Source organism: Bradyrhizobium neotropicale, assembly GCF_001641695.1.
GTDB classification, from domain to species: domain Bacteria; phylum Pseudomonadota; class Alphaproteobacteria; order Rhizobiales; family Xanthobacteraceae; genus Bradyrhizobium; species Bradyrhizobium neotropicale.
This window is the reverse complement of the sequence record NZ_LSEF01000089.1, coordinates 1-25,449: the sequence shown is the minus strand read 5'-3', so window position 1 is coordinate 25,449 and position 25,449 is coordinate 1. Positions and strand designations below refer to the sequence as shown.

General features: G+C 65.3%; 27 protein-coding genes, 1 tRNA gene and 1 pseudogene. 15 read left to right on the top strand and 14 right to left on the bottom strand.

Annotated elements, in window-relative coordinates:
- Nucleotides 1-59 precede the first annotated feature (59 nt).
- The 3 genes from AXW67_RS42885 to AXW67_RS28190 form a co-directional block, all read right to left on the bottom strand.
- Complete coding sequence (locus AXW67_RS42885; protein WP_161491301.1) at nt 60-197, bottom strand: hypothetical protein; 138 nt, start codon at nt 195-197, stop codon at nt 60-62.
- A 125-nt stretch (nt 198-322) separates the two neighbouring features.
- Nucleotides 323-574: a GCG_CRPN prefix-to-repeats domain-containing protein gene (locus tag AXW67_RS28195; protein ID WP_027552319.1), complete on the bottom strand. Its 252-nt coding sequence runs from the start codon at nt 572-574 to the stop codon at nt 323-325.
- Between the two features lie 16 nt (nt 575-590).
- Nucleotides 591-833 (bottom strand): hypothetical protein, encoded by a 243-nt coding sequence (locus AXW67_RS28190; protein ID WP_027552320.1) that lies wholly within the window; start codon nt 831-833, stop codon nt 591-593.
- Nucleotides 834-1,131: 298 nt separating this feature from the next.
- On the opposite strand from AXW67_RS28190, the gene AXW67_RS28185 reads away from it, so the two are divergent.
- Nucleotides 1,132-2,091 (top strand): AraC family transcriptional regulator, encoded by a 960-nt coding sequence (locus AXW67_RS28185; RefSeq protein WP_063680662.1) that lies wholly within the window; start codon nt 1,132-1,134, stop codon nt 2,089-2,091.
- Between the two features lie 133 nt (nt 2,092-2,224).
- Here AXW67_RS28185 and AXW67_RS28180 read toward each other — a convergent pair whose 3' ends face one another.
- The 3 genes from AXW67_RS28180 to AXW67_RS28170 all read right to left on the bottom strand — a co-directional run bounded on the left by AXW67_RS28180 (nt 2,225) and on the right by AXW67_RS28170 (nt 3,121).
- Entirely contained in the window at nt 2,225-2,458 is a 234-nt protein-coding gene (locus AXW67_RS28180; protein ID WP_063680519.1) for a hypothetical protein, read from the bottom strand.
- Between the two features lie 85 nt (nt 2,459-2,543).
- Nucleotides 2,544-2,846 carry a hypothetical protein gene (locus AXW67_RS28175; RefSeq protein ID WP_063680518.1) on the bottom strand — a complete coding sequence of 101 codons (303 nt, stop codon included), beginning with the start codon at nt 2,844-2,846 and terminating at the stop codon, nt 2,544-2,546.
- A gap of 190 nt (nt 2,847-3,036) precedes the next feature.
- Nucleotides 3,037-3,121, bottom strand: a tRNA-Leu gene (locus AXW67_RS28170).
- A 159-nt stretch (nt 3,122-3,280) separates the two neighbouring features.
- Between AXW67_RS28170 and AXW67_RS28165 the strand changes: the two genes are divergently transcribed.
- Nucleotides 3,281-3,826 (top strand): disulfide bond formation protein B, encoded by a 546-nt coding sequence (locus tag AXW67_RS28165; protein ID WP_027552339.1) that lies wholly within the window; start codon nt 3,281-3,283, stop codon nt 3,824-3,826.
- A 123-nt stretch (nt 3,827-3,949) separates the two neighbouring features.
- On the opposite strand, the gene AXW67_RS28160 is transcribed toward AXW67_RS28165, so the two are convergent.
- Nucleotides 3,950-5,035 carry an AbrB family transcriptional regulator gene (locus tag AXW67_RS28160; protein ID WP_063680517.1) on the bottom strand — a complete coding sequence of 362 codons (1,086 nt, stop codon included), beginning with the start codon at nt 5,033-5,035 and terminating at the stop codon, nt 3,950-3,952.
- Nucleotides 5,036-5,137: 102 nt separating this feature from the next.
- Nucleotides 5,138-5,407, bottom strand: a complete 270-nt coding sequence (locus AXW67_RS28155) for a PsiF family protein (RefSeq protein WP_063680516.1) — start codon at nt 5,405-5,407, stop codon at nt 5,138-5,140.
- Nucleotides 5,408-5,606: 199 nt separating this feature from the next.
- Between AXW67_RS28155 and AXW67_RS28150 the strand changes: the two genes are divergently transcribed.
- Nucleotides 5,607-6,098, top strand: coding sequence for a hypothetical protein (locus AXW67_RS28150; RefSeq protein WP_027552342.1), 492 nt, complete (start codon nt 5,607-5,609; stop codon nt 6,096-6,098).
- Nucleotides 6,099-6,158: 60 nt separating this feature from the next.
- On the opposite strand, the gene AXW67_RS28145 is transcribed toward AXW67_RS28150, so the two are convergent.
- Complete coding sequence (locus AXW67_RS28145) at nt 6,159-6,707, bottom strand: TetR/AcrR family transcriptional regulator (RefSeq protein ID WP_063680515.1); 549 nt, start codon at nt 6,705-6,707, stop codon at nt 6,159-6,161.
- A gap of 111 nt (nt 6,708-6,818) precedes the next feature.
- Here AXW67_RS28145 and AXW67_RS28140 point away from each other — a divergent pair, with 111 nt between their 5' ends.
- From AXW67_RS28140 to AXW67_RS28130, 3 genes are all read left to right on the top strand, one after another.
- Complete coding sequence (locus AXW67_RS28140; RefSeq protein ID WP_063680514.1) at nt 6,819-7,247, top strand: acyl-CoA thioesterase; 429 nt, start codon at nt 6,819-6,821, stop codon at nt 7,245-7,247.
- A 3-nt stretch (nt 7,248-7,250) separates the two neighbouring features.
- A complete protein-coding gene (locus AXW67_RS28135; protein ID WP_063680513.1) occupies nt 7,251-7,694 on the top strand; it encodes a PaaI family thioesterase in 444 nt (147 codons plus the stop codon).
- A 176-nt stretch (nt 7,695-7,870) separates the two neighbouring features.
- Nucleotides 7,871-8,530 carry a DsbA family protein gene (locus tag AXW67_RS28130; RefSeq protein WP_063680512.1) on the top strand — a complete coding sequence of 220 codons (660 nt, stop codon included), beginning with the start codon at nt 7,871-7,873 and terminating at the stop codon, nt 8,528-8,530.
- A 93-nt stretch (nt 8,531-8,623) separates the two neighbouring features.
- Here AXW67_RS28130 and AXW67_RS28125 read toward each other — a convergent pair whose 3' ends face one another.
- The 3 genes from AXW67_RS28125 to AXW67_RS28115 all read right to left on the bottom strand — a co-directional run bounded on the left by AXW67_RS28125 (nt 8,624) and on the right by AXW67_RS28115 (nt 10,990).
- The gene (locus AXW67_RS28125; protein ID WP_027552347.1) at nt 8,624-8,830 is read right to left on the bottom strand and encodes a hypothetical protein; all 207 of its coding nucleotides are present in this window, start codon (nt 8,828-8,830) and stop codon (nt 8,624-8,626) included.
- Nucleotides 8,831-8,913: 83 nt separating this feature from the next.
- Nucleotides 8,914-9,984, bottom strand: coding sequence for a carboxylesterase family protein (locus tag AXW67_RS28120; RefSeq protein ID WP_063680511.1), 1,071 nt, complete (start codon nt 9,982-9,984; stop codon nt 8,914-8,916).
- Nucleotides 9,985-10,018: 34 nt separating this feature from the next.
- Nucleotides 10,019-10,990: a S1C family serine protease gene (locus tag AXW67_RS28115; RefSeq protein WP_063680661.1), complete on the bottom strand. Its 972-nt coding sequence runs from the start codon at nt 10,988-10,990 to the stop codon at nt 10,019-10,021.
- Nucleotides 10,991-11,279: 289 nt separating this feature from the next.
- On the opposite strand from AXW67_RS28115, the gene AXW67_RS28110 reads away from it, so the two are divergent.
- The 7 genes from AXW67_RS28110 (at nt 11,280) to AXW67_RS28080 (ending at nt 19,893) form a co-directional block, all read left to right on the top strand.
- Nucleotides 11,280-12,698, top strand: a complete 1,419-nt coding sequence (locus AXW67_RS28110) for a M20 family metallopeptidase (protein WP_027552350.1) — start codon at nt 11,280-11,282, stop codon at nt 12,696-12,698.
- A gap of 260 nt (nt 12,699-12,958) precedes the next feature.
- Nucleotides 12,959-14,749, top strand: a complete 1,791-nt coding sequence (locus AXW67_RS28105; RefSeq protein WP_063680510.1) for a peptide ABC transporter substrate-binding protein — start codon at nt 12,959-12,961, stop codon at nt 14,747-14,749.
- Nucleotides 14,750-14,778: 29 nt separating this feature from the next.
- Nucleotides 14,779-15,738, top strand: coding sequence for an ABC transporter permease (locus tag AXW67_RS28100; RefSeq protein WP_063680509.1), 960 nt, complete (start codon nt 14,779-14,781; stop codon nt 15,736-15,738).
- Entirely contained in the window at nt 15,704-16,633 is a 930-nt protein-coding gene (locus tag AXW67_RS28095) for an ABC transporter permease (RefSeq protein ID WP_063680508.1), read from the top strand. Before AXW67_RS28100 ends, AXW67_RS28095 begins: the two co-directional genes overlap by 35 nt.
- Nucleotides 16,633-17,613, top strand: coding sequence for an ABC transporter ATP-binding protein (locus AXW67_RS28090; RefSeq protein ID WP_063680507.1), 981 nt, complete (start codon nt 16,633-16,635; stop codon nt 17,611-17,613). The genes AXW67_RS28095 and AXW67_RS28090 overlap by 1 nt, the downstream gene beginning before the upstream one ends.
- Nucleotides 17,610-18,578, top strand: coding sequence for an ABC transporter ATP-binding protein (locus AXW67_RS28085; RefSeq protein ID WP_027552355.1), 969 nt, complete (start codon nt 17,610-17,612; stop codon nt 18,576-18,578). The genes AXW67_RS28090 and AXW67_RS28085 overlap by 4 nt, the downstream gene beginning before the upstream one ends.
- A 64-nt stretch (nt 18,579-18,642) precedes the next feature.
- Complete coding sequence (locus tag AXW67_RS28080) at nt 18,643-19,893, top strand: MFS transporter (RefSeq protein ID WP_082908071.1); 1,251 nt, start codon at nt 18,643-18,645, stop codon at nt 19,891-19,893.
- Between the two features lie 45 nt (nt 19,894-19,938).
- Here AXW67_RS28080 and AXW67_RS28075 read toward each other — a convergent pair whose 3' ends face one another.
- The gene (locus AXW67_RS28075; protein ID WP_245315756.1) at nt 19,939-20,979 is read right to left on the bottom strand and encodes an AraC family transcriptional regulator; all 1,041 of its coding nucleotides are present in this window, start codon (nt 20,977-20,979) and stop codon (nt 19,939-19,941) included.
- Between the two features lie 231 nt (nt 20,980-21,210).
- On the opposite strand from AXW67_RS28075, the pseudogene AXW67_RS44885 reads away from it, so the two are divergent.
- Nucleotides 21,211-22,761, top strand: a pseudogene (locus AXW67_RS44885) (autotransporter-associated beta strand repeat-containing protein); the annotation flags it as partial.
- Between the two features lie 1,226 nt (nt 22,762-23,987).
- On the opposite strand, the gene AXW67_RS44405 reads toward AXW67_RS44885, so the two are convergent.
- Complete coding sequence (locus AXW67_RS44405; protein ID WP_347336765.1) at nt 23,988-24,194, bottom strand: LexA family protein; 207 nt, start codon at nt 24,192-24,194, stop codon at nt 23,988-23,990.
- Nucleotides 24,195-24,307: 113 nt separating this feature from the next.
- Between AXW67_RS44405 and AXW67_RS28065 the strand changes: the two genes are divergently transcribed.
- Nucleotides 24,308-25,438 carry an IS630 family transposase gene (locus tag AXW67_RS28065; RefSeq protein WP_063675747.1) on the top strand — a complete coding sequence of 377 codons (1,131 nt, stop codon included), beginning with the start codon at nt 24,308-24,310 and terminating at the stop codon, nt 25,436-25,438.
- Nucleotides 25,439-25,449: the final 11 nt, after the last annotated feature.

Sequence of the window (25,449 nt, the reverse complement as noted above, 5' to 3'; positions counted from 1 at the left end):
CGCCTCGTCATTCCGGGATGCGTGCGTAGCACGCGGGCCCGGAATCCATTCATCAACGCCTAACGCGGCGAGATGGATTCCGGGCTAGCGCCGTTGGCGCGCCCCGGAATGACCATGGGCTTCAACCCCCGTGCGATTCCATCGTCCTCGGCGAGGAGGATGGCGATGGCCTCAGCCGTCTCGCCCTGTTCGGTCATGATCTTCGTCCCGAACCGCGTGTACGCGCCACGCGCTCGTGCCCGGGAAGACGCGCTTCGCGCTCGTGCCCGGGCATGTCGTGTTCGTGGAGGGAGAGGAGGCGGAGGGAGGAGCCTCGCGGTCCTTACCTGCCGTTGCCGCGGCAGCCGCCACCAGGACCGATGTGGTAGCCGCGCGGGCAGGCATGCGCCGCCGGGTTGGCGTAGTTGCGCAGGCAGCCGCCGTAGGGGCCGCGGTGCCAGCCGGCGCCGCAGCCACCGGCGACGGCGATGACATCGCCACTCGTCGCCGCGTCGAGGGGCGCCAGCGGCATCGCCGCTGCGGAGCCTGCGATCGCGGCGAGGGCGAAGGCTGCGGCAAGAACGGTTCGCATCATGATCTGTCCTCCCCGATCAATGGCCGGCGGCAAATGCGATGCCGGCGCGCACTTCGCCGATCGCCTGGTCGATCAGGCCGAGCGCCTTTTCACGATGGCCGCCCTTGTTCGGCTCGGCCTTGGCGAGCTCGGCACGGGCCGATTGCAGGATCCCGATGGCCTCGTCCATGTGCGGCTGCGCGCCGAGCGCATAGCCGACGCAAAGACTTGCCGCGATGGCGCCGCCGAGCATGAGGCTGCGGGGTAGAGAGGTTCGCATGTCGTTGTCTCCTCCAGCGGGCGTCATGCTGGGGCCGCCCGGTTGCCCGGATGCAGCCCGCAGGTGGCGGGAATGCCGCATCCGTCGTCTCAATAGGGCGGGCGCGCGCGGGCCGTCTTGGACTGTCCGGCGCCGGCCGCTTGCCGGCTTGGACTGACCGGCGCTGCTTGAATCACGTCACCGTGCTGATAGGTTGTCGGCGGTTGGCCTTCAGCGAGGGTTCATCTTCGGGTTGCGAAGGTTGGCCGGCGTTGTCTGCGATCTTTTCAAAAAGCCTTTCTCGAAAAGTCATTCTCCGATGTCCGTCATCAGGAAAGTGCTCTCGACCGACATGCTGCCGCAGGGTCTGTCCGACCGGCAGCGATTCATCCGCTTCGCCGAGCTGTTCGAGCATTTTTCCAACACCGGCGAGCTCGATCCGGCCTCCGACGTGCCGTTCCGCGCCGCGATGAACTCGATCCACATCGGCACCACCATGCTCGGCCGCTGCAACGGCAGCTTCGCGACGGTGCGGCGGGAGAAGCGTCAGGTGATCGAGACCGGCGACGACCGTTTCTGCCTCGTGCGCAACACCGGCGACCGCACCTCCCGCGTGGTCCATCGCGGCCGCGAATTCGACATGCGGCCGGGATCGATGGTGCTGCTCAAGCTTGACGAGCCGTTCTTCGCCGCCGACGGCGCGAGCGTCAAGCGCTTCACCAACGTGCATCTGCCGGCCGAGACGCTGCGGGCAATGGTCGCCGACGTCGAGGGTCTCGTCGGCTGCGAGCTCGAGCCCGGTGGCGCGCTGTCGCTGGTGATGGATTACAGCGATCTCCTGTTGCGCCATCCCACCGCCGCCGACGAAGCCGGCATGGCGATCGCCGCTCATCTGCTCGATCTCGCGGCGATCGGCCTCGGGGCCCGCAGCGATGTCGCGGCCGCGGCACGCCGCCGGGGGCTGCGCGCCGTGCGGCTCAAGGCGGTGCTGGCGATCCTGGAGACGCGCTTCCATGAGCCGGATTTTTCCGCGCAAAAGCTCGCCGTCGCCGCCGGCCTGTCCGAACGCTACGTCAATGAGCTGTTGTTCGAGGCCGGCGCAGGCTTCACCACGCGCCTCAATGAGCTGCGCCTGCGCAAGGCGGCCGACCTGCTCGCGCAACGCGAAGGCCGCATCAGCGACATCGCGTTCGCCTGCGGCTTCAACGATCTCTCTTATTTCAACCGCTGTTTCCGCCGCCGCTTCGGCCTGACGCCGACCGCGGCGAGGGGGAAGTGAGAGATCGCGATCCGCAATCGTAGTAGGGTGGGTTAGCCCCGCGGCTGCGCGAAGCGCAGTCCGCTCGGCGTAACCCACCTCTTTTGTTTCCGTGCAGATAGACAGTGGTGGGTTACGCTAACGCTAACCCACCCTACAGAGAGTCCACCCGCGGGGGCGGATAGCGCCGCGCCAGCACCGACAGCGGCAGATGCCGCTCGTCCTTTGGCAGCTCCAGATAGGCCAGCACAAGCGACCGTTTCCAGTCGTCGATGCCGAAATCCATCGCCATCCATTTCTGCGGCTCGGGACCCTCGAGGCCCCGGACCCAGACGAAAAAGCGGGGAGGGTCGTCGGCGTCCGGCTCGCTCGTGCGTCTCCTGGCCATCAAAGTTGCTCGCTGCGTCAACGCGTTGCCGCAGGATATAAGCATGAAGTGACACGGACGCGAGCGGTGCAGCCGCTCCGCGGCATCACTGCCAGAGTTCGCTCTCCGCCACGCGATTGATGTCGGCGAGCCGCCGGCTTGCATCGCCCTCGGGGTTGAGGCTGGCGAGGAGTGTCACCAGGCGGTGATGGGCGTCATCGGCGACCTCGACCGGCAGCGGGGCCTCGTCGAAGGCCTCGACATAGCTGCCGACGAGGTTGCTCAGGAGGCGGTAAAGACCGCGCTGCTCGGGGTCGTCGCGACCGAGCGTCTCGAGCTTCTGCTGGAATGTCCGGAAGGTCCGCAGGCCGTGGTGCTGCTCTGAGAGCCACGTGTGCAGGTCGTTCATATGAGCCTCTTCGGTGAGTGAAGAAGCTAAGGGCTTATACAGTGGGGATGCGACAATTGCTAGGGAGGGGGACGTGAGCTTTGTTGATCCAGTCCGCCTTCGCCAAGGCTTCGGCGTGACAGCCTTCCCTGCTTCGCCCGGATTGGGCCGTGCGTGGCTCGCCCAGCCGTGGCTGCGAAGCAGCGAAGGCTGGTGCCCCTGGCCGGAATCGAACCAGCACTCCTTGCGGAACTCGATTTTGAGTCGAGCGCGTCTACCAGTTCCGCCACAGGGGCCCTCGGTCGGCCCCTCCTGGGTGAGGGCGTCGCGAAGCCGGCGGACTATAGCCATGGGAAAGACGGGGTCAACCCGCGCCAAAGTGATCCCGGCTGTTCTCGACAGCGACATGGGCCGGGGTTAGAGGCTTGGGCAGCGATCTACCCGGAGAGGCTGCCGTGACAACCCAGAGTGCTGCCGCAATGCCCGCGTTCAAGTCGGCCACGGGCGGTCCCGCGCTGACCGCCTCGCTTCTCGTCACCCTGATCGCGGCGGCGACGATCGCGGGCGCCTGGTTCTTCCAGCTCGTGCTGGAGATCGTGCCCTGTCCGCTCTGCCTCGAGCAGCGCTATGCCTATTATCTGGCGATCCCGGTTGGTGTGCTCACCGTGCTCGCGGCACGAAGCGGCGCGCCGCGGCCGCTGCTGCTCGCAGGGCTCGCGATCCTCGCGCTGGCGACTCTCGCCAATGCCGGGCTCGGCGGCTACCACGCCGGCGTCGAATGGGGGTTTTGGAAAGGGCCGACCGATTGCTCCGGTCCCGTCGTCAACCTCGGCAGCGCCACCGACCTGCTGTCGCGGCTCGACACCGTGAAGGTGGTCCGCTGCGACGAGGTGCAGTGGCGCTTCCTCGGCCTCTCGCTCGCCGGTTACAATGTGCTGATCTCGCTGCTGATGGCTGGGATCGCTGCGTGGGGATTCTTCGCGACGGCGAAGCGCGCCTAGCTGCCGTAGGGTGGGCTTAGGCGCGCTCTTCGCGCGCCGTGCCCACCATTGATGAGCGATCGCGCGTGCGGCTGGTGGGCACGCTTCGCTTTGCCCACCCTACCAGGCAGGGAGTGGCGCCACCTAATCGTCCACGTCGTCCTGCGTACGACCGAACAGGTGCACGATGCCGGGGGTCGCGATCGTCACGAACACGAAGCGCGACAGATGATGGGCGCCGACGAAGATCGGGTCGATATGCAGCGTCAAGGCCAGCGCCAGCATCGCGTCCATCGCGCCCGGTGCGAAGGCGACGACGACGTCGGAGAATTTCACCTGCGTGGCGAGCGCCACGATGCCGACGAAGATGCCGGAGACGGCGATCGCGACCGCGAATGAGCCCAGCGCCGCACGGAGGTGGCCAGCGAGCGTCTTGACTTTCATCCGCGCAAAACGGCTGCCGATCAGCGCGCCGATGCCGACCAGCGCCACACCGCGCACCCAGTCCGGCAGGCCCCCCTCGACCCATCCCGCGCCATGCAGCACGCTGGAGGCGATCATCGCGCCGAACATCCAGCTCGCCGGAAACTTGATCAGCCGCAACAGCAGCGACAGCGCCAGCGAGGCGGCGACCAGCTTCAGGAGATCGAACGGCGAGGCGGTCGTCGTCGCCAGCGACGGCGCGGCGGACGGCGCAACGCCCGCGAGTGCCAGCACCAGCGGCAGCGCCGCGGTCAGGATGATGACGCGCATGGTCTGCACCACCGCGATGCCCGGCAGGTCGGCGCCGCGCTCGACCGCAAGGATCGTGATCTGCGACAGTGCCCCGGGGCTGCCGGCAAGGAACGCCGAGGTGCGGTCCCAGCCGTGGACGCGCTGGAGGTAATAGCTCGAGCCAAAGGTCGCGCAGAACGTCGCCAAAGCGAGCAGCCCGATGGTCAGGGGATAGGCGCTGACCTGCTGGATCAGGTGGCGCGAGACGACGGAGCCCAAGGAAATGCCGAGCAGCACCAGCACGGTCTGGGTCAGGAGCGGAGGCACCGCGAGCTGGCGCCCGGCGATCGCCGCGATCCCGACTGCGATCATCGATCCCGAGATCAGCCCGCCGGGAAGGCCCGCGACCAGAAACAGAAGCCCGCCGGCGGCGCCGATGACGAGCGTCTCCACCGCGCTCAAGACCTTGGCGCGGCTCGGCCATTCGAACGGCAGGGAGGCGGTGATTTGCTTCACGCCACCTTATGGCAAATCGGCGGGAGGCGCACAATTGCGGCCATGTCATGCCGCAATGCGCGCGCCTCTCGCCGTAACGCGAGCAGAAAGATTGTGACGGATTTACTTCTTGTCGGCGGGGGCGGCGGTGCCGGCCTTCGCTTCCTTCATGCACTCGCGGCGGAATTTCTTGCGGTCCTTGCCCTTGAGGCCCTTGGCATCCGCCTGCTTCGAGCAATCGAGCGACTCGGCCGAGCGCTCCTTCGGCGCCTTCTTGTCCGTGGTGGCGGCGGGATCGGTCTTGGCGGCCGGCGCGGCGGTCTGAGCGAAGGCGGTGCCGGTTGCGAACAGGGAGACGAGGGCGACTGCGGCGAGGCGCGAGGCGAGGTTCATGGCGTTGCACTCTTGGTTGCAAGTTGGCGAGGGTGTGAACGTCGGCTCGCGATGCTGAACGCGACATGAACAATTCGCAGCGCGCGACCACTAAATTTTGGCCGGGAGCAGCATCGCTTCCTTGTCGGAATCCGTCGGCACGCTAGGATAGCAATCCTCATTTCGCTTCCCCAGGGAAGGCCAAGGAGGGAGACCAAGGATGACGATTCAAGCAAAATTGTTGTGTGCCGCCGCGGTGGCGGGATTCGCCGCGCTGGTGGCGACCGCGCCGGCGCAGGCACTGACCACGCAGGAGTGCAGTGCGAAATATCAGGCCGCCAAGAAGGACGGCACGCTCGGTGGCATGAAGTGGAATGACTTCCGCAAGGCCCAGTGCGGCGCGGACGCAACGCCCGCCGCGGCGCCGACCGCGGCTGCTCCGGCCGCTCCCGCCGAGCCGAAGGCCGCCGCGAAGAAGGAAGCAGCCCCCGCTGCCGCGCCGGCGCCGACCATGCCGATGGGCAATGCGGTCTTCCCGAACGCGGTCGATCCGAAATATGCCAAGGAGACCGCCGGCAAGGCCCGCCTGCACACTTGCGTCGACCAGTACAATGCCAACAAGGCGACCAACGCCAATGGCGGCATGAAGTGGATCGAGAAGGGCGGCGGCTACTACTCGGAATGCAACAAGAAGCTGAAGGGCGCCGCCTGAGCTTCGATGTGACGCGATGGCCGGAGCAAAGCTCCGGCCATTTCGCCAAAATCAAATCATCTAGTCCAGCAGCTTCTCGGCCGACTTCGCCACGAGCTGCGAGCGCTTGCGCGGGCCGCGTTCGACGAACAACAGGCTCTGGCCGAAGATGAAGCAGTAGAACAGGAAGGCCTGCGCGTCGGCTTCCTCGGCTGCAAGGCCTGTGGCGCGATAGAGCTCGGCGACGTGCTTCAGCCGCGCCTCATCCACGCTCGCCACCGCCGCGCTTGCGGCTTCGTCCGTGCGGGCCCATTGCCGGATCGCGAGCTCGATCGCCATGCCTTCGGGGTTCAGCCGCTCGGAATAGAGCTGGATCAGTGCCTTCAGCCGCTCGCGGGGGCCCTGTCCGTCGAGGCTCGTCTGCTGCGCGATCGCCGCGATGCGTCCCTCACGCCATCGCCCGAGCATGGCGTCGAGCAGCGCGGCACGGTCGGCGAAGCGGCGGTAGAAGCCGCCCTTGGTGACGCCCAGATTCTTGGCGAGCACCTCGACCCGCACGCCCTCGACCCCGGAGCGGGCGAGTTCGGTAAACCCCGCCTCGACCCAGACATCGCCCCTGCCGTCGCTCATGAAGAAAGCCTCACCGGTTCTTGATACGGTGCCGTATTGCTAGCGCGTCCCGGGCCTGATACGCTACCGTATCAGATCAAGAAGACAGGCAGCGGAAGGACAGGAAGTCCGATGGAGCAGGAGGCGACCTATCGCGGTACGGTCTATCCGTGGCAGTGCGATCACGTCGGTCACATGAACATCATGTGGTACGTCGGCAAATTCGACGAGGCCAACTGGAATCTGTTCGCGCGGCTCGGGCTGACGCCGAGTTACCTGCGCAGCTCCGGCCGCGGCATGGCCGCGGTGCGGCAGAACATCACCTACAAGCGCGAGCTGCTCGCCGGCGACATCATCGAGATCCGCAGCCATCTGCTCGAGGTCCGCGAAAAATCGATCCGCTTCCGGCACGAGATGACAAATGCCGAGACCGGAGAGATCGCGGCGATCTGCGAGATCACGGGTGTGCATATGAACCGTGAGCTGCGCAAGTCTGCGCCGTTTGCGGACGCCATCCGCCAAATCGCCATGACGCATCTCGTCGAACCGGCCGAGGCCTAGGCGATGGCCGCGTTCGAACCGAAAAACCCCGACTACCACGCCGCCGCCACCGCGCTGTTCGCCGGACAGCCGGCGATGCGAACGCTCGGCATCTCGATTGTCCGTCTCGCGCCGGGCGAGGTCGAGCTGGCGATGCCGCATACGTCAGCCTTCACGCAGCAGAACGGTTTCATTCACGCCGGCATCATCACCGCAGGGCTGGACAATGCGTGCGGGGTTGCCGCCTTCACCCTGATGCAGCGCGAGGCCGACATCCTCACCGTCGAGTTCAAGTCCTCGCTGCTCGCGCCCGCCCGCGGCGAGCGCTTCGTCTTCAAGGCCGAGGTCGTCAAGCCGGGCCGCACGCTGACCTTCTGCGAGGCCAAGGCCTTCGCCGAGCATGACGGCAAGACCACCTTGATCGCGGCCATGACCGGCACGCTGATGGCGATGCTGCCCCGCGGGTAGCCTTCGCAGGCGCCGCGCGGCGATTGAGCCTGAACGCCCTGATCACCTCGTTTCTGCTGCCGCTGGCGGTCACGCTGCTGGTGCGATGACAATGCCGCCGCAACACTCTATATGACGCGTAACAATTCCCGGTCCTGAACCATATCAGCGGCGATGGGACCGAAACGGGACGAGATATGACTGGATTCAGGAATAAGGGCCTTGGGCCGACGCGGCGCACCGCATTGACGTTGATCGGAGCCGGAGCCCTCGTGGCGGGTGGCATCGCCTCGGCACGCGCGGCCGTCGACGATGACGAGGTGCTGACCGAGGCCAAGGTGCTGCGCGATCCCGACACTCCCGTCGCCGGCAATCCCAATGGTGACATCACCATCGTTGAATGGTCCGATTATAATTGTCCCTATTGCCGCAAGCTCGAGCCCGAGCTGCGCCAGGTCATCCAGGACGACGGCAAGGTGAGGCTGGTGCTGAAGGACTGGCCGATCCTCGGTCCGGTCTCGATCACGGCGGCGCGGATCGCGCTCGCGGCGAAATTCCAGGACAAGTATCACCAGGCCCATGACGCGATGATGGGAGTCAGCTCGCGCCTGACCGAGCCGCGCATCAACGAGCTCCTGGCCGGCGTCGGCGTCGACATGGATCGCCTGAAGCGCGACCTCACTGAGCGCGCAAAGGACATCGACTCCGTCCTCAAGCGCAACAACGACCAGGCCGAGGCCTTCGGCTTCCGCGGCACGCCGTCCTTCATCGTCGGAAAATACCGCGTGCCCGGCGTGCTGACGATGGCGGAGTTCGAGCAGGTCATCGCCGATGCGCGCAAGGCCAAGATGAACTGATACGATGAACTGATTTGCGCGCCGCTCTGATCGTGCCCAACACAAAGGCGCCGCCGCGAACCGCGACGGCGCCTTGCTCATGTTCGGGCGATGTTACTTCGACGAGATCCGGACCCAGTCCTTGTGCGCGCGATCGCGCAGCGCGTCCCAATCGGCCTTCGCGACATCCCAGTTTACGATGGTGCGATTGGCGGTTGCGACGTCACCATTGGCGACCGAGGACGTCTGCATGGAGTCATAGACATAGACGCCGCCAGCCAGCAGGAGCGCGCCCAAAATCATTCCGAGAATAGTCTGCATTGTCGAACCTCCGGTGACCGGACGATAACTCCGGCCTGGAGTGATGGTTCCGCGGCACTGCGGCGCGGTCAAGGACGGGTTGTTCATCCTCCATTCAGCCACTGCACCAGCTCCGCATTGATCTCGCGCGGATAGGCGTGGCTGAGATCGTCGATCTCGCGATAGGTGACGTCGGCACCGGCGGCCGAGAGCGCAGCCTGTGTCTGCCGCGCTGTCTGCACGGGAAACATCCAGTCGAGCTTGCCGTGGGTGACGAAGATCGGTAGGCCCTGCATGCGCGCGGCGTCCGCCATCTCTGCCATCAACGGATGGAAGGTCGCTGAGACCGGCGCGAGATGCGTGAAGGGTGAGGCGCCATCGAGCCCGCTGACGTAGCAGAAGGTGCCGCCGTCGCTCATGCCTGTCAGCAGCAGGCGTGCGGCATCGATCGTCCAGCGGCTGCGCACTTTCTCGATGACGCGCATCAGATTCGGTGTGTCAGTATCCTCGCCCATCAGCGCCCAGGTCGGTCCGGTCGCGGTCGGCGCCACCAGGATCGCACCAAAGCTGCGCGCATCGCGCAGCCAGCTCCACAGGAAGCCGCGACCGTTGCCGCTACCGCCATGCAGCGCCATCACCAGCGGCATGGCGCGATCGGGCGTGTAATATTCCGGCACATAGACCGAGAAGCCGCCGCGGCTGCCGGGCTCGTTGTGATCGTGGAAGACGCCGGTGTGCTCGCTCGTGCCTGTGGCAAGCCGCATCAGCAGGCCTTCATCCTCGCGTGTCGTCGCGCTGAGAAAGAAGCTGCTCACCGGCGGAAATTTCGCCGCGAGCGGATAGAGCGCCTCCTGCGCACGAGGCACGTGGCGCAGCGCGCGGAAGACAGCGACCAGGTCGCCATTGCCGCGCTCGACCTCGCGCAGGCCGGCGAACGCGGCGAGCGTCTCGTCGCAGGCGCGCTCCACCAGGCTGCGAAGGTCAGCGAATCGCTCCGGCCATTCCCCAAGGGCTGCGCGCGCCGCCTGCAGCGTCTCGTCCGGCGCACCGATCGCGTTCATCACTGAACCGAATGCCGGCGGATGCAAATGGCGGCCGACGAAGCTCAGCGCTTCCAACGCATTGAGCAGCGGCGGCAGCACGGCGACGATGTCGTCCACCACGGCCTCGGTCATTACCACGTCCTTGCCTGAGGTCAGTTCAGCCTGCTCAATGCAGCTTCGGCGCCTTCAAGAGCTTGAAGCGGTCGGTCGATGTCACCGTGACGTCGAAGGTGACGCCTTCGTGATGCACCGTCAGCGGCACGTCGACGCCGGCGGCGCCGAGTGCCCACATCTTGCGATAGAAGGCGGTCTGGCTCGTCACCTTGTCGCCGTCGACCGCGAGGATGACGTCGCCGGTCTTGAGCTCGGCCCGGGCAGCCGGGCCGTTGGCGGAGATCCCGATCACGACCACGCGGTTGTCGATCTCGGTCGAGTAGAGCCCGAGCCAGGGTCGTGCCGGCTTGTTGACGCGGCCGAATTTGCGCAAATCGTCCAGGACTGGCTTCAACAGGTCGATCGGCACGACCATGTTGACGTGTTCGCCCTTGCCGTCGCGTTCGCGCTCGAGCTGCAGCGAGCCGATCCCGATCAGTTCGCCGCGCTCGTTGAGCAGGCCCGTGCCGCCCCAGTTCGGGTGGGCGGGATAGGTAAAGACGGCTTCATCGAGCAGATATTCCCAGTAGCCGGCGAATTCCTGCTTGGCCACGATCTGGCTCGCGACCGATCGCGTGCGTCCGCCGGCGCCGCCGACCACGACGCGGTCGCCGATCCGGCTCGCCGCCGACGAGCCGAGCGGCAACGGTTCGATGTCGAGCTGGCCGAGCGCCTGCACTAGGCCGAAGCCCGTGACGGAATCGAAGCCGAGCGCATGTCCTTCCACGACTCGCCCGTCGGCGAGATGCAGCCAGACCGATTCCGCCTCGGTGATGAGATAGCCGATGGTGAGCACCAGCCCGTCGTCGATCACGACGCCGTTGCCGGCCCGCTCGGTGCCCAGCGTCTCGGCGCTGAAGGCGTCCGGCGGGATGATGGCATGCAGGCCGACGATGGAGGCGAGCGCACGGTCGAGATCGAAGCCGTAGTCGCTCGCCCGCGGCTGGTTGGCCGGCGGCACGCGCCATTCGGTCAGAGCGGGCATGGAGTTCTCCTGATCTGCGAACGCGGCCCCTTCGCCGCGAACGAGCGGCGCGCGAAGCATTCCCCAATTTAAGCCCCGGGCGGCCGTCTTGAAAGACTTGACCGCCACTATTCCAGATGCCGCCGCGTGAATTCTTCGAAAGGGCAGGAACTGGCCGCACACAAGTCTGACAGACATGTCATCATATCGGCACCGTCCGCATGGCTGATGTCCGGCCAGCCGCTGGTCGTTGGCGAACGAAGCTGCTAACCATTACCGCTTCGTTTTGACCTGGATCACGGACCGAAGCATGGATAACCGCAGTGACATCTGGCGTGGCGTCGACACTATCAAGGGGCGCTTCATCGACCTCAGCAACAAGGTCTGGGGCATGCCCGAGGTGTGCTACACCGAGGCGCGGTCCGCCGCCGAGCATCTCGCCGAGCTGCGCCATCAGGGCTTTCGTATCACCGAGAACGTCGCCGGCATCCCGACTGCGCTGATGGGCGAATGGGGCGAGGGCGGTCCGGTCATCGCCTTCATGGGCGAATATGACGCGCTGCCGGGCCTCAGCCAGGAGGCAGGTGTCGCCGAGCATCGTCCGATCGAATCCGGCGGCCATGGCCATGGCTGCGGTCACAATCTGCTCGGCTCGGCCGCGCTGCTCGCCGCAACCGCGGTGAAGGACTGGCTCGCCGAGAACAAGGTGCCGGGCCGTGTGCGCTATTACGGCTGCCCGGCGGAAGAGGGCGGCGCGGCCAAGGCCTTCATGGTGCGCTCCGGCGCCTTCGCGGACGCCGACATCGCCATCACCTGGCACCCGCACAGCTTCTGGGAAGTGGCGGTGACGCCGTCGCTCGCCAACACGCGCGCCGACTTCATCTTCACCGGCCGCACCTCGCATGCGGCGGCCTCGCCGCATCTCGGCCGTTCCGCGCTCGACGCGGTCGAGCTGATGAATGTCGGCGTGAACTACATGCGCGAGCACATGCCGAGCGATGCGCGCGTTCATTACGCGCTGCTCGATACCGGCGGCATCGCGCCCAACGTGGTGCAGGCGCATGCGCGGGTGCGCTATTCGATCCGCGCCCGCGATCTGCCCGGCATGACCGAGCTGGTCGAGCGCGTCAGCAAGATCGCGCAGGGTGCGGCGCTGATGACCGAGACCAAGGTCGAGATGAAGATCATCTCTGCGGTCTCGAACATCCTGCCCAACGCGCCGCTTGAGCAGGCGCTGCACCGGGTCATGGAAGAGCTCGGACCGCCGCATTTCGACGACGCGGACAAGAGCTTCGCCACGGAGATCCGCGCGACGCTGAGCGACAAGGACATCTCGTCGGTCTATTACGCGATCGGCATGGAGCCGACCGATCGGCCGCTCGCCGACTTCCTGGTGCCGCTCGATGCCAAGCGCAATCCGCTGGTCGGCTCGACCGATGTCGGCGACGTCAGCTGGGTGGTGCCGACGGTGCAGGTGCACGCACCGACGGTTGCAATCGGCACCCCGTTCCACACCTGGCAGGTGGTGGCGCAAGGCAAGAGCGGGCACGCCCACAAGGCCATGGTGCAGGCGGCCAAGGCCATGGCCGGGCTCGGTGTCAAGGCGCTCACGGAACCGGAGCTGATCAAGGCCGCCAAGGCGGACCTGACGAAGCGGACCGCCAAGACACCTTACGTCTGTCCGCTGCCGGATCATGTCGCGCCGCCGCTCGATATGTCCGTGGTGTAGAATTTTGTCTCGTTACTTCGTCTGATGCGGCGAACAAATTTTCCGCAGTGCAGCGCGGAATCCGGCGTGCTTTGACGTCGGATTGCCGCACGGTTGGGCGAACGAAACGCGTTTTGCCCAACGGAAAGTCAGAAGACCGTTTGCACACACACGGTCCCAGTTGACGCGCGGCCTATTCGGTGTGCCATCTACTGCCAGCCAAAATTGGTGGCCGCATCGCGGCCGCCTGCATCCGTAACGGAACCAGACGGGGGACAACCATGCTGGACAAAGAACTGCGTTCGATGATCGACAAGGTGGCGGGCGGCAAGATGGATCGCCGCGCCTTCATCCAGCGCATGGCCGCGGTCGGCCTCACCGCACCCCTGGCCAACCAGATCCTCGCGCTTGGCGGCGTCGCCATGGCGGAAGGTCCTCAAGTCTACAAGCCGACCAAGCGCGGCGGCGGCGCTGCGCTGAAGCTGCTGTGGTGGCAGGGCCCGACCCTGCTCAATCCGCATTTCGCGACCGGCACCAAGGACCAGGACGGCTCGCGCCTGTTCTACGAACCGCTCGCCTGTTGGGATCCGGACGGCAACATGAAGCTGGTGCTGGCGGCCGAAATTCCCTCGATCCAGAACGGCGGCTTGGCCGCCGACGGCAAGTCGGTGACCTGGAAGCTCAAGCCCGGCGTGAAGTGGCACGACGGCAAGCCGTTCACCGCCGACGACGTCGTGTTCAACTGGGAATACGCCAAGGATCCGGCGACCTCCGCGCTGACGATTGCGACGCACCGCGACATCACGGTCGAGAAGGTGGATGACCTTACGGTCCGCATCCTCTTCAACAAGCCGACGCCGTTCTGGGCCGACGCCTTTGTCGGGGCTCCCAACACCATCATCCCGAAGCATCTGTTCGCGGACTACAAAGGGTCCAAATCGCGGGAGGCGCCGACCAACCTCTCGCCGGTCGGCACCGGCCCCTACAAGTTCGTCGAGTTCAAGCCGGGCGATCTCGTCCGCGGCCAGCTCAATCCCGATTACCACATGCCGAACCGGCCTTATTTCGACACGATCGAGATGAAGGGCGGCGGCGACGCCGTCTCGGCCGCGCGCGCCGTGATCCAGACTGGCGAATATGATTTCGGCTGGAACATCCAGGTCGAGGACGACGTCCTCTTGCGCCTGGAGAAGGGCGGCAAGGGCAAGACCATCTATGCCGTCGGCGGTGACACCGAGTTCATCGCGCTCAACTTCACCGATCCCAACACCGAGGTCGACGGCGAGCGCTCTTCGATGAAGACCAAGCATCCGTTGTTCTCCGATCCTGCGGTGCGCAAGGCGCTGTCGCTGCTGATCGACCGCGAGTCGGTGAAGAAGGCGATCTACGGCCGTGCCGGCCGCACCACCGCCAACTTCCTCAACGGCCCGGAAAAATTCGTCTCCAAGAACACCTCCTGGGAGTTCAGCGTCGAGAAGGCCTCGAAGATCCTGGACGACGCCGGCTGGAAGCCGGGCGCGGACGGCATCCGCGAGAAGGACGGCAAGAAGCTGAAGCTCGTCTACCAGACCTCGATCAACGGCCCGCGTCAGAAGACCCAGGCGATCGTCAAGCAGGCTTGCCAGAAGGCCGGCATCGACGTCGAGCTGAAGTCGGTGGTGGCGTCCGTGTTCTTCTCCTCCGACGTCGCCAACCCCGACACCTATGCGCATTTCTACGCCGATCTCGAGATGTTCCAGATACCGCTGAGCCAGCCGGATCCGTCGCAGCATATGCGCCGCTATCTGTCGACCAACGTCGCCACGAAGGAGAACAAGTGGCAGGGCACGAACTTCCCGCGCTGGGTCAACAAGGACTACGACGCGGCGATCGAAGCCGCCGAGAGCGAAATGGATCCGGTCAAGCGCGCAGCGCTCTACATCAAGGCCAACGATCTCATGTACCAGGACACGGTGTTCATCCCGGTGCAGCATCGGCTCAAGGTGGAAGCGGCGGCCAACAATCTGCGTCCGATCATCAGCGGCTGGGCCAACGAAACCGACAATCTGCACGATTGGTACCGGGAAGAATGATCACGCACGCCTGAGCGGGTCCTTCTCTCATGAGTCAGTATGTCCTGCGTCGCATCCTGATCGCGATTCCGAGCCTGCTCGGAATCTCGCTCGTGCTGTTCGTCGTGCTCGCGCTCGCCCCGGGCGATCCCTTCTCGGAACTGGCGACCAATCCGAACGTGCCGCCCGAAGTCGCTCTCGCGCTTCGGGCGAAGTTCGGCCTGGATGATCCGATCTACCTGCGTTACCTGCACTGGCTCTCCGCCATGGCGCATGGCGATTGGGGCTTCTCTTTCGTCAGCAGGATGAACGTCGACACGCTCATCCTGCAGCGCCTGCCGGCGACTCTCTACGTGATCGGCTCGGCGCAGATCCTGGCGCTGCTGGTGGCCATTCCAGTTGGCGTCTATGCGGCGACCAAACCCTATTCGCTGTTCGACCAGATCGCCAACACGCTCGCCTTCGTCGGCTTCTCGCTGCCGACCTTCTTCACCGGCATCCTTTTCATCCTGATCTTCTCGGTCACGCTGGACTGGCTGCCCTTCGTCTACTCCACCGACATCAAGGGGACCGGCATCCGCTGGGTTCTCGAGATGATCCGGCAGGCGATCATGCCGGTGATGGTGCTCGGCCTGTTCCAGGCCGCATCACTGACGCGCTTCGTTCGCTCGGCGATGCTGGACGTGATCAGGCTGGATTACGTTACCACGGCGCGCGCCAAGGGCCTCGGCCAGGTCAAGGTCATCGTCAAGCACGTGATGCGCAACGCCATGATCCCGGTCGTCACGCTGATCGCGCTGCAGATGCCGGCGGTGTTCGGCGGTGCCATCGTCACTGAGCAGATCTTCCGTATTCCCGGCATCGGCTCGCTCCTGATCTCTTCCATTCTCGCCAACGACACGCCGGTGGTGATGGCCGTCACCTTCGTCTTCGCGTGCCTCGTCGTGCTGTTCAATCTCATCGCGGACGTCCTGTATGGCTGGCTTGACCCTCGCATCTCCCTCCGCTGAGCGGACCACCGCGCGGGCGGCCTATTCGCCCTGGCGCGAGACGTGGCGGCGCTATCGCCGCCACCGGCTCGCCGTGGTCAGCACCTTCCTGCTTCTGATCCTGATCCTTGCGGTCGTGGTCGGTCCCTTCGTCTGGCGCGTCAAGATCAACGACATCGACATTGTGGCCGGCCTGCAGGGGCCCTCGCTCGCCCATCCCTTCGGTACCGACGATCTTGGCCAGGACATCCTGGCGCGCATGATCTATGGCGGCCGCATCTCGCTCGCGGTCGGTCTCGCCGCGATGCTTGTCTCGGTGTTCGTCGGCACGCTGATCGGCGCGCTGGCCGGCATGTCGCGCGGTGCGCTCGGGCATGGGCTGATGTGGCTTACCGACCTCTTCTTGTCGCTGCCGCAACTGCCGCTGCTGCTCCTTCTCATCTATCTCTTCCGCGACGGGCTGAAGGTGATGTTCGGCCCCGAGGGCGGCATCTTCATCCTGATCGTGCTCGTGATCGGTGGCTTGCGCTGGATGCCGGTCGCGCGCCTCGTGCGCGCGCAGTTCCTGTCGATCCGCGAGAAGGAGTTCGTCGAGGCGGCGCGCGCGCTCGGCGCGAGCCCGGTGCGACAGGTGGTGCGTCACATCCTGCCCAATGCCGTCGGCCCCGTCATCATCGCCGGCACCATCGACGTCGCCGCCGCGATCATCGCGGAATCGACGCTGTCCTTCCTCGGTCTCGGCTTCCCGCCGGATACGCCGACGTGGGGACGGCTGTTGTTCGACGCCAAGGACTTCCTCGACATCGGTCCACACTGGGCACTGTTCCCGGGCGGCGCGATCTTCGTTGCGGTCGTCGCGATCAACTTCATCGGCGACGGCTTGCGTGACGCGCTCGATGCGCGACGGGTGATCTGATGGCGCCGCTGCTCGAGATCAAAGGGCTCAAGACCCACTTCTCCACCGACGACGGCATCCTGCAAGCCGTCGACGGCGTCGACATCTCCATCAACAGGGGCGAGACGCTCTGCGTGGTCGGCGAATCCGGCTGCGGCAAGACCGTCACCGCAATGTCGATCCTGAAGCTGATCGCGATGCCGCCGGGCCGTATCGCAGCCGGCGAGATCATCTTCGAGGGCCGCGATCTGGTGCCGCTGACGAGCAACCAGCTCGACGAGATCCGCGCCAAGGAGATCGGCTTCATCTTCCAGGAGCCGATGACCTCGCTCAATCCGGTGCTGACCATCGGCGAGCAGATCGCCGAGAGCCTGCGCCGCCACGAGGCGGTGACCAGGAAGCAGGCGCTCGAGCGCACCATCGACATGCTGAAGCTGGTGCAGATCCCGAACGCGGAAGGCCGTGTGCATCACTATCCGCACCAGTTCTCCGGCGGCATGCGCCAGCGCGTGATGATCGCGATGGCGCTCGCCTGCAAGCCGAAGCTGGTCATCGCCGACGAGCCGACCACCGCGCTCGACGTCACCATCCAGGCGCAGATCCTCGACCTTCTGCAGGACATGAAGGAGCGCTTCGGCATGGCGGTGATGCTGATCACCCATGCCATGGGCGTCGTCGCCGAGACCGCGCAGCGCGTCGTCGTGATGTATGCCGGCAAGGTCGTGGAGGAAGCGCCGGTCGACGATCTCTTCAGCGATCCGCGCCATCCCTACACGCAAGGCCTGATCCGTTCGATCCCGCGTATCGATCTCGACAGCGAGCACAAGACGCGGCTGGAGGCGATCGGCGGCTCGGTGCCGATCCTGATCAATCCGCCGGTCGGCTGCCGCTTCGCCCCACGTTGCCGCTTTGCCATGGACATCTGCACCAGGAAGGAGCCGTTGTTGCGTGAGATCGCGCCCGGTCACCGCATGGCCTGTCATCTGGGAGACGCGTCATGAGCGAGCCCTTGCTGCGCGTCTCCGGCCTGAAGAAGCACTTTCCTGTGCTCGGCGGCCTGTTGTCGCGTCAGGTCGGCAGCGTCTATGCGGTTGACGGCGTGTCGTTCTCGGTCAATCGCGGCGAGACGCTCGGGCTCGTCGGCGAATCCGGCTGCGGCAAGTCCACCACCGGACGCTGCGTGCTGCGCCTGATCGAGCCGACCGAGGGTGAGGTCGTGTTCGACGGCCAGGACGTGCGCAAGCTCGGCGGCAACGATCTGCGCGCGATGCGGCGGAACATGCAGCTCGTGTTCCAGGACCCGTTCGCCTCGCTCAATCCGCGCATGACGGTCGGCGCCATCCTCGGCGAAGCCTTTACCATCCATAATCTCGCGTCCTCCGCCAGGGAGCGCGAAGAGCGCGTCGCGGGCCTGCTGGTGAAGGTCGGCCTCAAGGCCGAGCACATGCGCCGCTATCCGCACGAATTCTCCGGCGGCCAGCGCCAGCGCATCGTGATCGCGCGTGCGCTTGCGGTCGAGCCAAAACTGATCGTCTGTGACGAACCGGTCTCCGCGCTCGACGTCTCGATCCAGGCGCAGGTTATCAACCTGCTGGAGGACCTCCAGGCCGAGTTGAACCTCACCTATCTCTTCGTCGCGCACGATCTCTCGGTGGTCGAGCACATCTCCGACCGCGTCGCGGTGATGTATCTCGGCCGCATCGTCGAGATCGCGAAGGCGAGCGACCTCTACCGCAATCCGCAGCATCCCTATACCAAGGCGCTGCTTTCCGCCGTGCCGGTGCCGGACCCGAAATTCAAGCGCAACCGCATTCGCCTCAAAGGCGACGTGCCGAGCCCGATGAAGCCGCCGAAGGGCTGCCACTTCCATACCCGCTGCCCGATCGCACAGCCGCGATGCTCGGAGAGCGCGCCGGAGCTGAAGGAGGGCGCAGGCGGTCACGCCGTGGCGTGTCATCTGGTCTGAGGCGCGTTGCGCATATGAGATGGGGGCTTGATCCCGAAGGGATCGGTCAGGGACGGGGGAAGCAATGAGCCAGATAGAGGGCGTCGATCTCGTCGGCGCCGACGCGCGGCCGTCGAGGGATGCTGATACGGAAGCACGCCGGGCGCTGTGGGGATCGGCGCTGGGCTATGCCATGGATGGGTTCGATCTGCTCATCCTCGGCTTCATGCTGACGGCGATCTCCAGGGATCTTCATCTCACGCAGCCGCAGGCGGCTTCGCTGGTGACGGGGACACTGGTCGGCGCGGTCGTCGGCGGCTTCATCTTCGGCATGTTGTCCGATCGGCTCGGCCGGGTCCGCGTTTTGACCTGGAGCATCGTCCTGTTCGCGGTCTTCACCGGCCTTTGCGCGCTGGCGCAGGGCTATTGGGACCTGCTGACTTACCGGGCCATCGCCGGCATCGGTCTCGGCGGCGAGTTCGGCATCGGCATGGCCCTGGTGGCGGAAGCCTGGCCCGCGGAAAAGCGCGCACGGGCGACCTCCTATGTCGGGCTCGGATGGCAGTTCGGCGTGCTCACCGCGGCGCTGGTGACGCCGATCCTGCTGCCCCTCATCGGCTGGCGCGGGATGTTCGCACTCGGCGTGTTTCCGGCTCTCGTCGCCTATGTGATCCGGAGCAAACTGCACGAACCCGATGTCTTCATGGCGCACAAGGCGAAGACGGCGGATGCCGGCTCTTCGCTCCGCGCGCTCGTGGCAGACGGCGAGACGACCCGGATCAGCATCGGCATGATCATCCTCTGCTCGGTGCAGAATTTTGGTTACTACGGCATCATGATCTGGCTGCCGAACTACCTGTCGACGCGGTTCGGCTATGGCCTCACGCAATCGGCCCTCTGGACCGCCGTCACCATCGCCGGCATGGCGCTCGGCATCTTCCTGTTCGGCCACGCGGCCGACCGCTTCGGTCGCCGCCCCGCGTTTCTCACTTACATGGCGGGCGCGGCCATCATGGTCGTGGTCTATTCGCAGTTGACCGGCGCGACGGCGCTGTTGATCGGCGGCGCCGTGATGGGCTTCTTCGTCAACGGCATGCTGGGCGGCTACGGCGCGCTGATGAGCGAGCTCTATCCGACCGCGGCGCGCGCCACCGCGCAAAACGTGTTCTTCAATATCGGTCGCGCCGTTGCCGGCTTCGGTCCGCTGGTGGTCGGCATCGTCAGCGCCGCCTACGGCTTCCCGACCGCAATCGCCGGTCTCGCACTACTCTACATCCTCGATATCGTGGCACTGCTCGCGCTGATCCCGGAGCGGCGTGGCGTCGACCTCGCCTGAGCGGGGCGCTCGTGCACCGTCCGCTGAACGCAGTGCTCCCTGCGGCTATGATTTGCGCCGCCGCGCCAGTTGATGCAGCACCGTGTCGATGGCAGGCACTGCTCCGGTCTCGCGAAGCCATCTGTCGGCCAGCTCTCTGAGCTCCCCCGGCGTCAGGCCGAATTTGCGGCGGAATGCGCGGATGAAGGTGGAGTCGCTGCTGAATCGCATGTTGACGGCCATGTCGATCAGGCGCGTCTCCCGTGCGGCCGGCGATATCAGCTGCCGGAAGGCAAGATTGAGCCGCTGCTCTCTCACGTAATGCGCAAGCCCGCCGTCGGTCTCGAACAACCGGTAGAGCGTCGCGCGCGAGATCTGGAAGTGACGGCAGAGCTCGTCAACGGTGAGCGCGTCGGTCTCGAGATTGTCCGCGATCCGACGCTTGATCACCGCGAGGTAGAGATGCCGTTCGGCGCGCTCGACACCCGCCGCAATGTCGGCCGTACCGCCGGCGGCTGCCGCGGCGATGTCCGCGATCGCCTCGATCGTGACCTCGGCGCTGCCGGCCTCAGGCGCGGGAGGCAGCATGAGTGCCGCGAAATGGTTGGCGAGCAGGCGCGCATGAGGGTGCTGCGCCGGCAGCAATATCGCCGTCGCCGCGTCTGGATGCGCAAGGCGGGGCGCCAGCATCGCGCGTTGCAGAATGATCGCCCTGAGATGGGTGCGACCGCCGCCGCCACGAAGCACCGTGCGGTTCGGTGGCCCCATGTCGAGCAGACAGATGTCGCCGGCCCGTACCATCACATCCCGACGCCCGGAACTGAACCACATCTCGCCTTCGATGCAGAGAGTGACGTGAAAGTGATCGAGGCCGCCGCGGGCGATGTGCGCGGGTGTCCGGTCGTATTCGAGGTCGGTGACGCGTGAATCGACCAGCAAGGCATTGCCGATCATCATCGTCGCGGTGGTGATGCGGAAATCATCCTCTGCGGTGAGCGGGATGACATCGCAGATATCGGCTGTCATCGCGCGCATTTGCGCCAGCGCCGCTGCTCCGCGCTCGCCGTCATCCGCCGGCATGCTCTCGTTCGCGAGTGCCCCGTCCACACCATCCCCCGATAACACCGGCCGCACGGACGAAGGCCATACAGAGCACCGACATCGACGACGGTATCTAATCATCCGGACCGCGCGGAGCAACCGCGTGGCGTGCGCGGAAGTTGTGATGCAATTGCATCAGTGTCGGCCGGAATCCGCGGCTGAGACTCTGGGCACATCGGCGGGTCTGGCAGGCCGCTATAGTCCGCTCCCGCGGCAATCCTTGTCCCCGATCGTGGGATGCGGGAGGCGGCGCAGCCGGGCGGGCCCGGAAGCGAGTGCTCGTGTCGGCGCAGAATGGGGTGCAGCGTGCGGTTGCGGATGGGGTGGGACGGGCGGCTCCGCGCGGTCTGTATTGCAATATTCGGCTCGGCCATTGCGGCTGGAGACGTTGACGCCGAGACCTGGCAAGCCATCGGTGGTGGTGCGGATTGGGGAACCGCATCAAACTGGTCGCCGGCAACCGTGCCGAACGCGGTCGATGCGACCGCAACCTTCTCAACCCCGGGTGGAGGGGTTTCCCTAACAGTTTGGCTCAGTGGTACCTTCACTATAGGCACCCTCAATCTCAACGCCACCGGCGGCGGCGGGGGCTACGAATTTGCTTTGGGCACGCTCATCATGCAGACGAGTTCGGGCTCTGCGGCGATCAACGTACAAAGCAGCAATTTCGCCTCTGATTTTGGTTACTCCGATACGCTTCAACTCAATTCCAACACGGTCATCACGACTGCGCCGGGCGCCACCTTCAGCTTTGGTTCGGGCACGATCACCGGCGCCGGGTCCTTGACGCTCGCGGGGTCGGGGTTGGTCACGCTCAACACCGCTAATTCCTACACCGGCGGCACGATCTTGAACGGCGGCAACCTCGTGCTGGCAGGGGCGGGCACGTTGGGCAGCACGGCGAACAACCTGACCGTAAATGGCGGCAACCTCGACCTCGGCAACTCGACGCAGACGCAGAGCGGCGACGTGACGCAAACCGGTGGCACCATACAGAAGGGCACTTTGAACACGACCAGCTACCAGATGACGGGCGGTACACTTGCGTCATCGGCTACGGTCAGCGCGAGCACCGAGTTTGACGCGCAAGCGGGTACGGTGAATGGCGTTCTGGCAGGTGCGGGTGCGTTGGTGAAGAGCACCAGCGGGACCGTGACCCTCGCGGGCGCCAATTCCTACACCGGCGGCACGACCATCAATGCCGGCACCCTCGCGATATCCGGCGCCGGGACATTGGGCAACATCGCCAACGGCCTCACGATCACCGCCGGAGCGCTCGATCTCGGCGGCACGGCGCAGACCCAGAACGGCGGCCTGACGCTCACTGGCGGCACCGTTCAGAACGGCACACTTGCGTCGGCCGGCTTGTTCGACGTCCGGACTGGAGCAGTTAGCGCCGCGCTGGCGGGGGCAGGTGCCGTGATGAAAGGTACCGCTGGGACGGTGACATTCTCCGGCGCCAATTTGTACACCGGCGGCACGATCATCAACGCCGGGATATTTTCGCTGTCGGGCGCAGGGACATTGGGCGACGTCGCCAACAGCCTCAAAGTGAACGGAGGCACACTGGATCTCGGCGGAACGGCTCAAACCCAGAACGGTGGTCTCACCCTCACCGGCGGCACCGTTCAGAACGGCACACTTGCGTCGACCGGCACTTTCGACTTCCGGGCTGGAGCAGTCAGCGCCGCGCTGGCGGGCGCAGGTGCCGTGGTGAAAGCTACCGCTGGAACGGTGACATTCTCCGGCGCCAACACCTATGCCGGTACGACGATGATCAACGGCGGCACGCTGGCGCTTTCCGGCACCGGCTCGATTGCGTCGAGCGCCGTCACCAATGACAGCATCTTCTCCATCGCCGGGCTGACCAACGGAGGCACCTCTATCGTCAGTCTGGCAGGCACCGGCAGCGTCGTGCTCGGCAGCAACTCGTTGACGCTATCCAACGCCAGCGGCACCTTCTCGGGCGCGATCAGCGGCACCGGCGGGCTGACGCTGACGAGCGGTACCGAGACGCTGTCCGGCACGAACGGTTATACCGGTGCCACCACCGTGAACGGCGGTGTGCTCGATGTCGAAGGCACGATCACGGGCACTTCCGCGGTCACGGTGAATGCCGGTGGCGTGCTGATGGGCTCTGGTACCATCGATCCGCTGGCTGTGACGATCCGCAGCGGCGGCACCCTTGCGCCGGGCAATGGCACGCCGGGCACCTCGACCAGCATCGTCGGCAGTCTCGCCCTGCAGTCAGGCGCAATCTATCTCGTGCATGTCAATCCCGCGACGGCATCTTACGCGAGCGTGACAGACACGGCGACGCTCGGCGGCGCCACGGTCAACGCAGTGTTCGCCGCTGGCAACTACATCGAGAAGAAGTACACGATCCTCAGCGCGAGTGGCGGCATCTCCGGCACCTTTGCCCCAACGGTCGTCAACACCAACCTGCCAACGAACTTCAAGACCGATCTCAGTTACGACGCCAACAATGCCTATCTCAATCTGGCGCTCGCCTTCGTCCCACCGCCGAATTCCGGCTTGAACGGCAATCAGCAGGCCGTGGCGAATGCGCTGGTCAATTCCTTCAACGCCAATGGCGGCATTCCGCTGGTCTATGGCCGCATGACGGCGGCGGGCCTGACGCAAGCCTCCGGCGAGTCGGGGACGTCCTCGCAGCAGACCACGTTCAATACCATGGGTCAGTTCGTGGGCCTGCTCACCGATCCCCTCGCAGCGCGGAGCGGCGCGCCTGGTTCGGCGAGCGGCGCGGCCGGTTTTGCCGAGGAGGATCAGGCCAGCGCCTACGCCGCACGCAAGCGCACCGACGCCTTTGCCATGGTCACCAAAGCTCAGCCGCAGGCGTTCGCGCAGCGCTGGAGCGTGTGGGCCGCGGGCTTCGGCGGCGCGCAGTCGACAGATGGCAATGCAGTGACCGGCTCGAACGACACGACGAGCCGCGTGTTTGGGACCGCCGTCGGGGCCGATTACCGGTTCTCGGCAGATACGCTAGTGGTTCATCACAGTGATTTTGACGTTTTGATACCGAGCCATCCGAGGATAGGCAACTTTTCGGGTGGCAAGAGGATCTCGATGCTTCGAGCGACGCCGGGCTGGCGACGAATGAACCCGTTGCGTTCGAGGGTGAGGATCATCTGGTGGACTGACGGCGGGCTGACGCGGAAATGCCGCTGGATGTCGGCCTCGGCGGGCGGCTGTCCGAACATGTACGAGTAGGTATGGATGAAAGCGAGATAGTGTCCCTGCTTCTCGGTGAAGTGCGCGCCTGATTTTTGACTCATAGCTGGATTCGTCCCGGCCTCCGACAAGGAGGCGAAGCATGAATGTACGTTATCGGGTCGAATTGAGCCAAGCCGAGCGGGACGAACTGACGGCAATGCTCGGCGGCGGCACGCATTCCGCCCGCAAACTCAAACGGGCTCAGATTGTGCTGGCGGCCGATTCAGGCAGCTGCGACGCGGAGATTGCCCGAACCGTCCGGGTCAGCCTTTCCACCGTCGGCCGGACCAAACGCCGTTTCGTAGAAGGCAATCTGGAGCGGGCCTTGAGTGAGGAGCCGCGTCCGGGCGCGGAACGCAAGCTGACAGGCAAGGAAGAGGCCCTGCTGGTGGCGACGGCATGCGCCAAGCCGCCCGCCGGCCGCAAACGCTGGACGCTGACATTGCTGGCCGACGCGATGGTCAAGCTCACCGATCACGCCAGCCTGTCGGGCGAGACCGTGCGCCGCCGGCTGGCCGACAACGACCTCAAGCCGTGGCGCCGGGATATGTGGTGCATTCCTCATGTCGACGGCGAATACGTCGCCCGGATGGAGGATGTGCTCGATCTCTACGCCGAGGCGCCGGATCCCGAGCGGCCCCTGGTTTGCTTCGACGAGACCCCAGTCCAGCTGATCGGCGAGGTACGCCAGCCGATCCCTGCCCAACCGGGACAGCGCGAGCGCTACGATTACGAATATCGCCGCAACGGTACCGTCAATCTCTTCGTCACCTTCGATCCGCATCGCGGCTGGCGCAATGTCAAGGTTACAGACCACCGCGCCGCGGTCGACTACGCGCACTGCATGCGCGAACTCGTCGACGTCCACTATCCCAATGCCGCCTGCATCCGTGTGGTGCAGGACAATCTGTCGATTCATACGGCCGGCGCGCTATATCAGGCATTTGCGCCTGCCGAGGCCCGTCGCATCCTGCGCCGCCTCGAGTTCCACTACACCCCGAAACACGCCAGCTGGCTCAATATGGTCGAGTGCGAGATCAGCGTGCTGCAGCGCCAGTGTCTCGGCCGTCGCATCGACGATCCCAAAAGGCTTCGAAAAGAAATCGCAGCATGGCAACGGCAGCGAAACAAGGCGCGAGACCGCATCAAATGGATGTTCACAACCGACAAAGCCCGCGCCAAACTCGGTCGCGCCTATCCAGTTGCCGCCAAAGAGTCAAAACCACTGTGATGAACCACTAG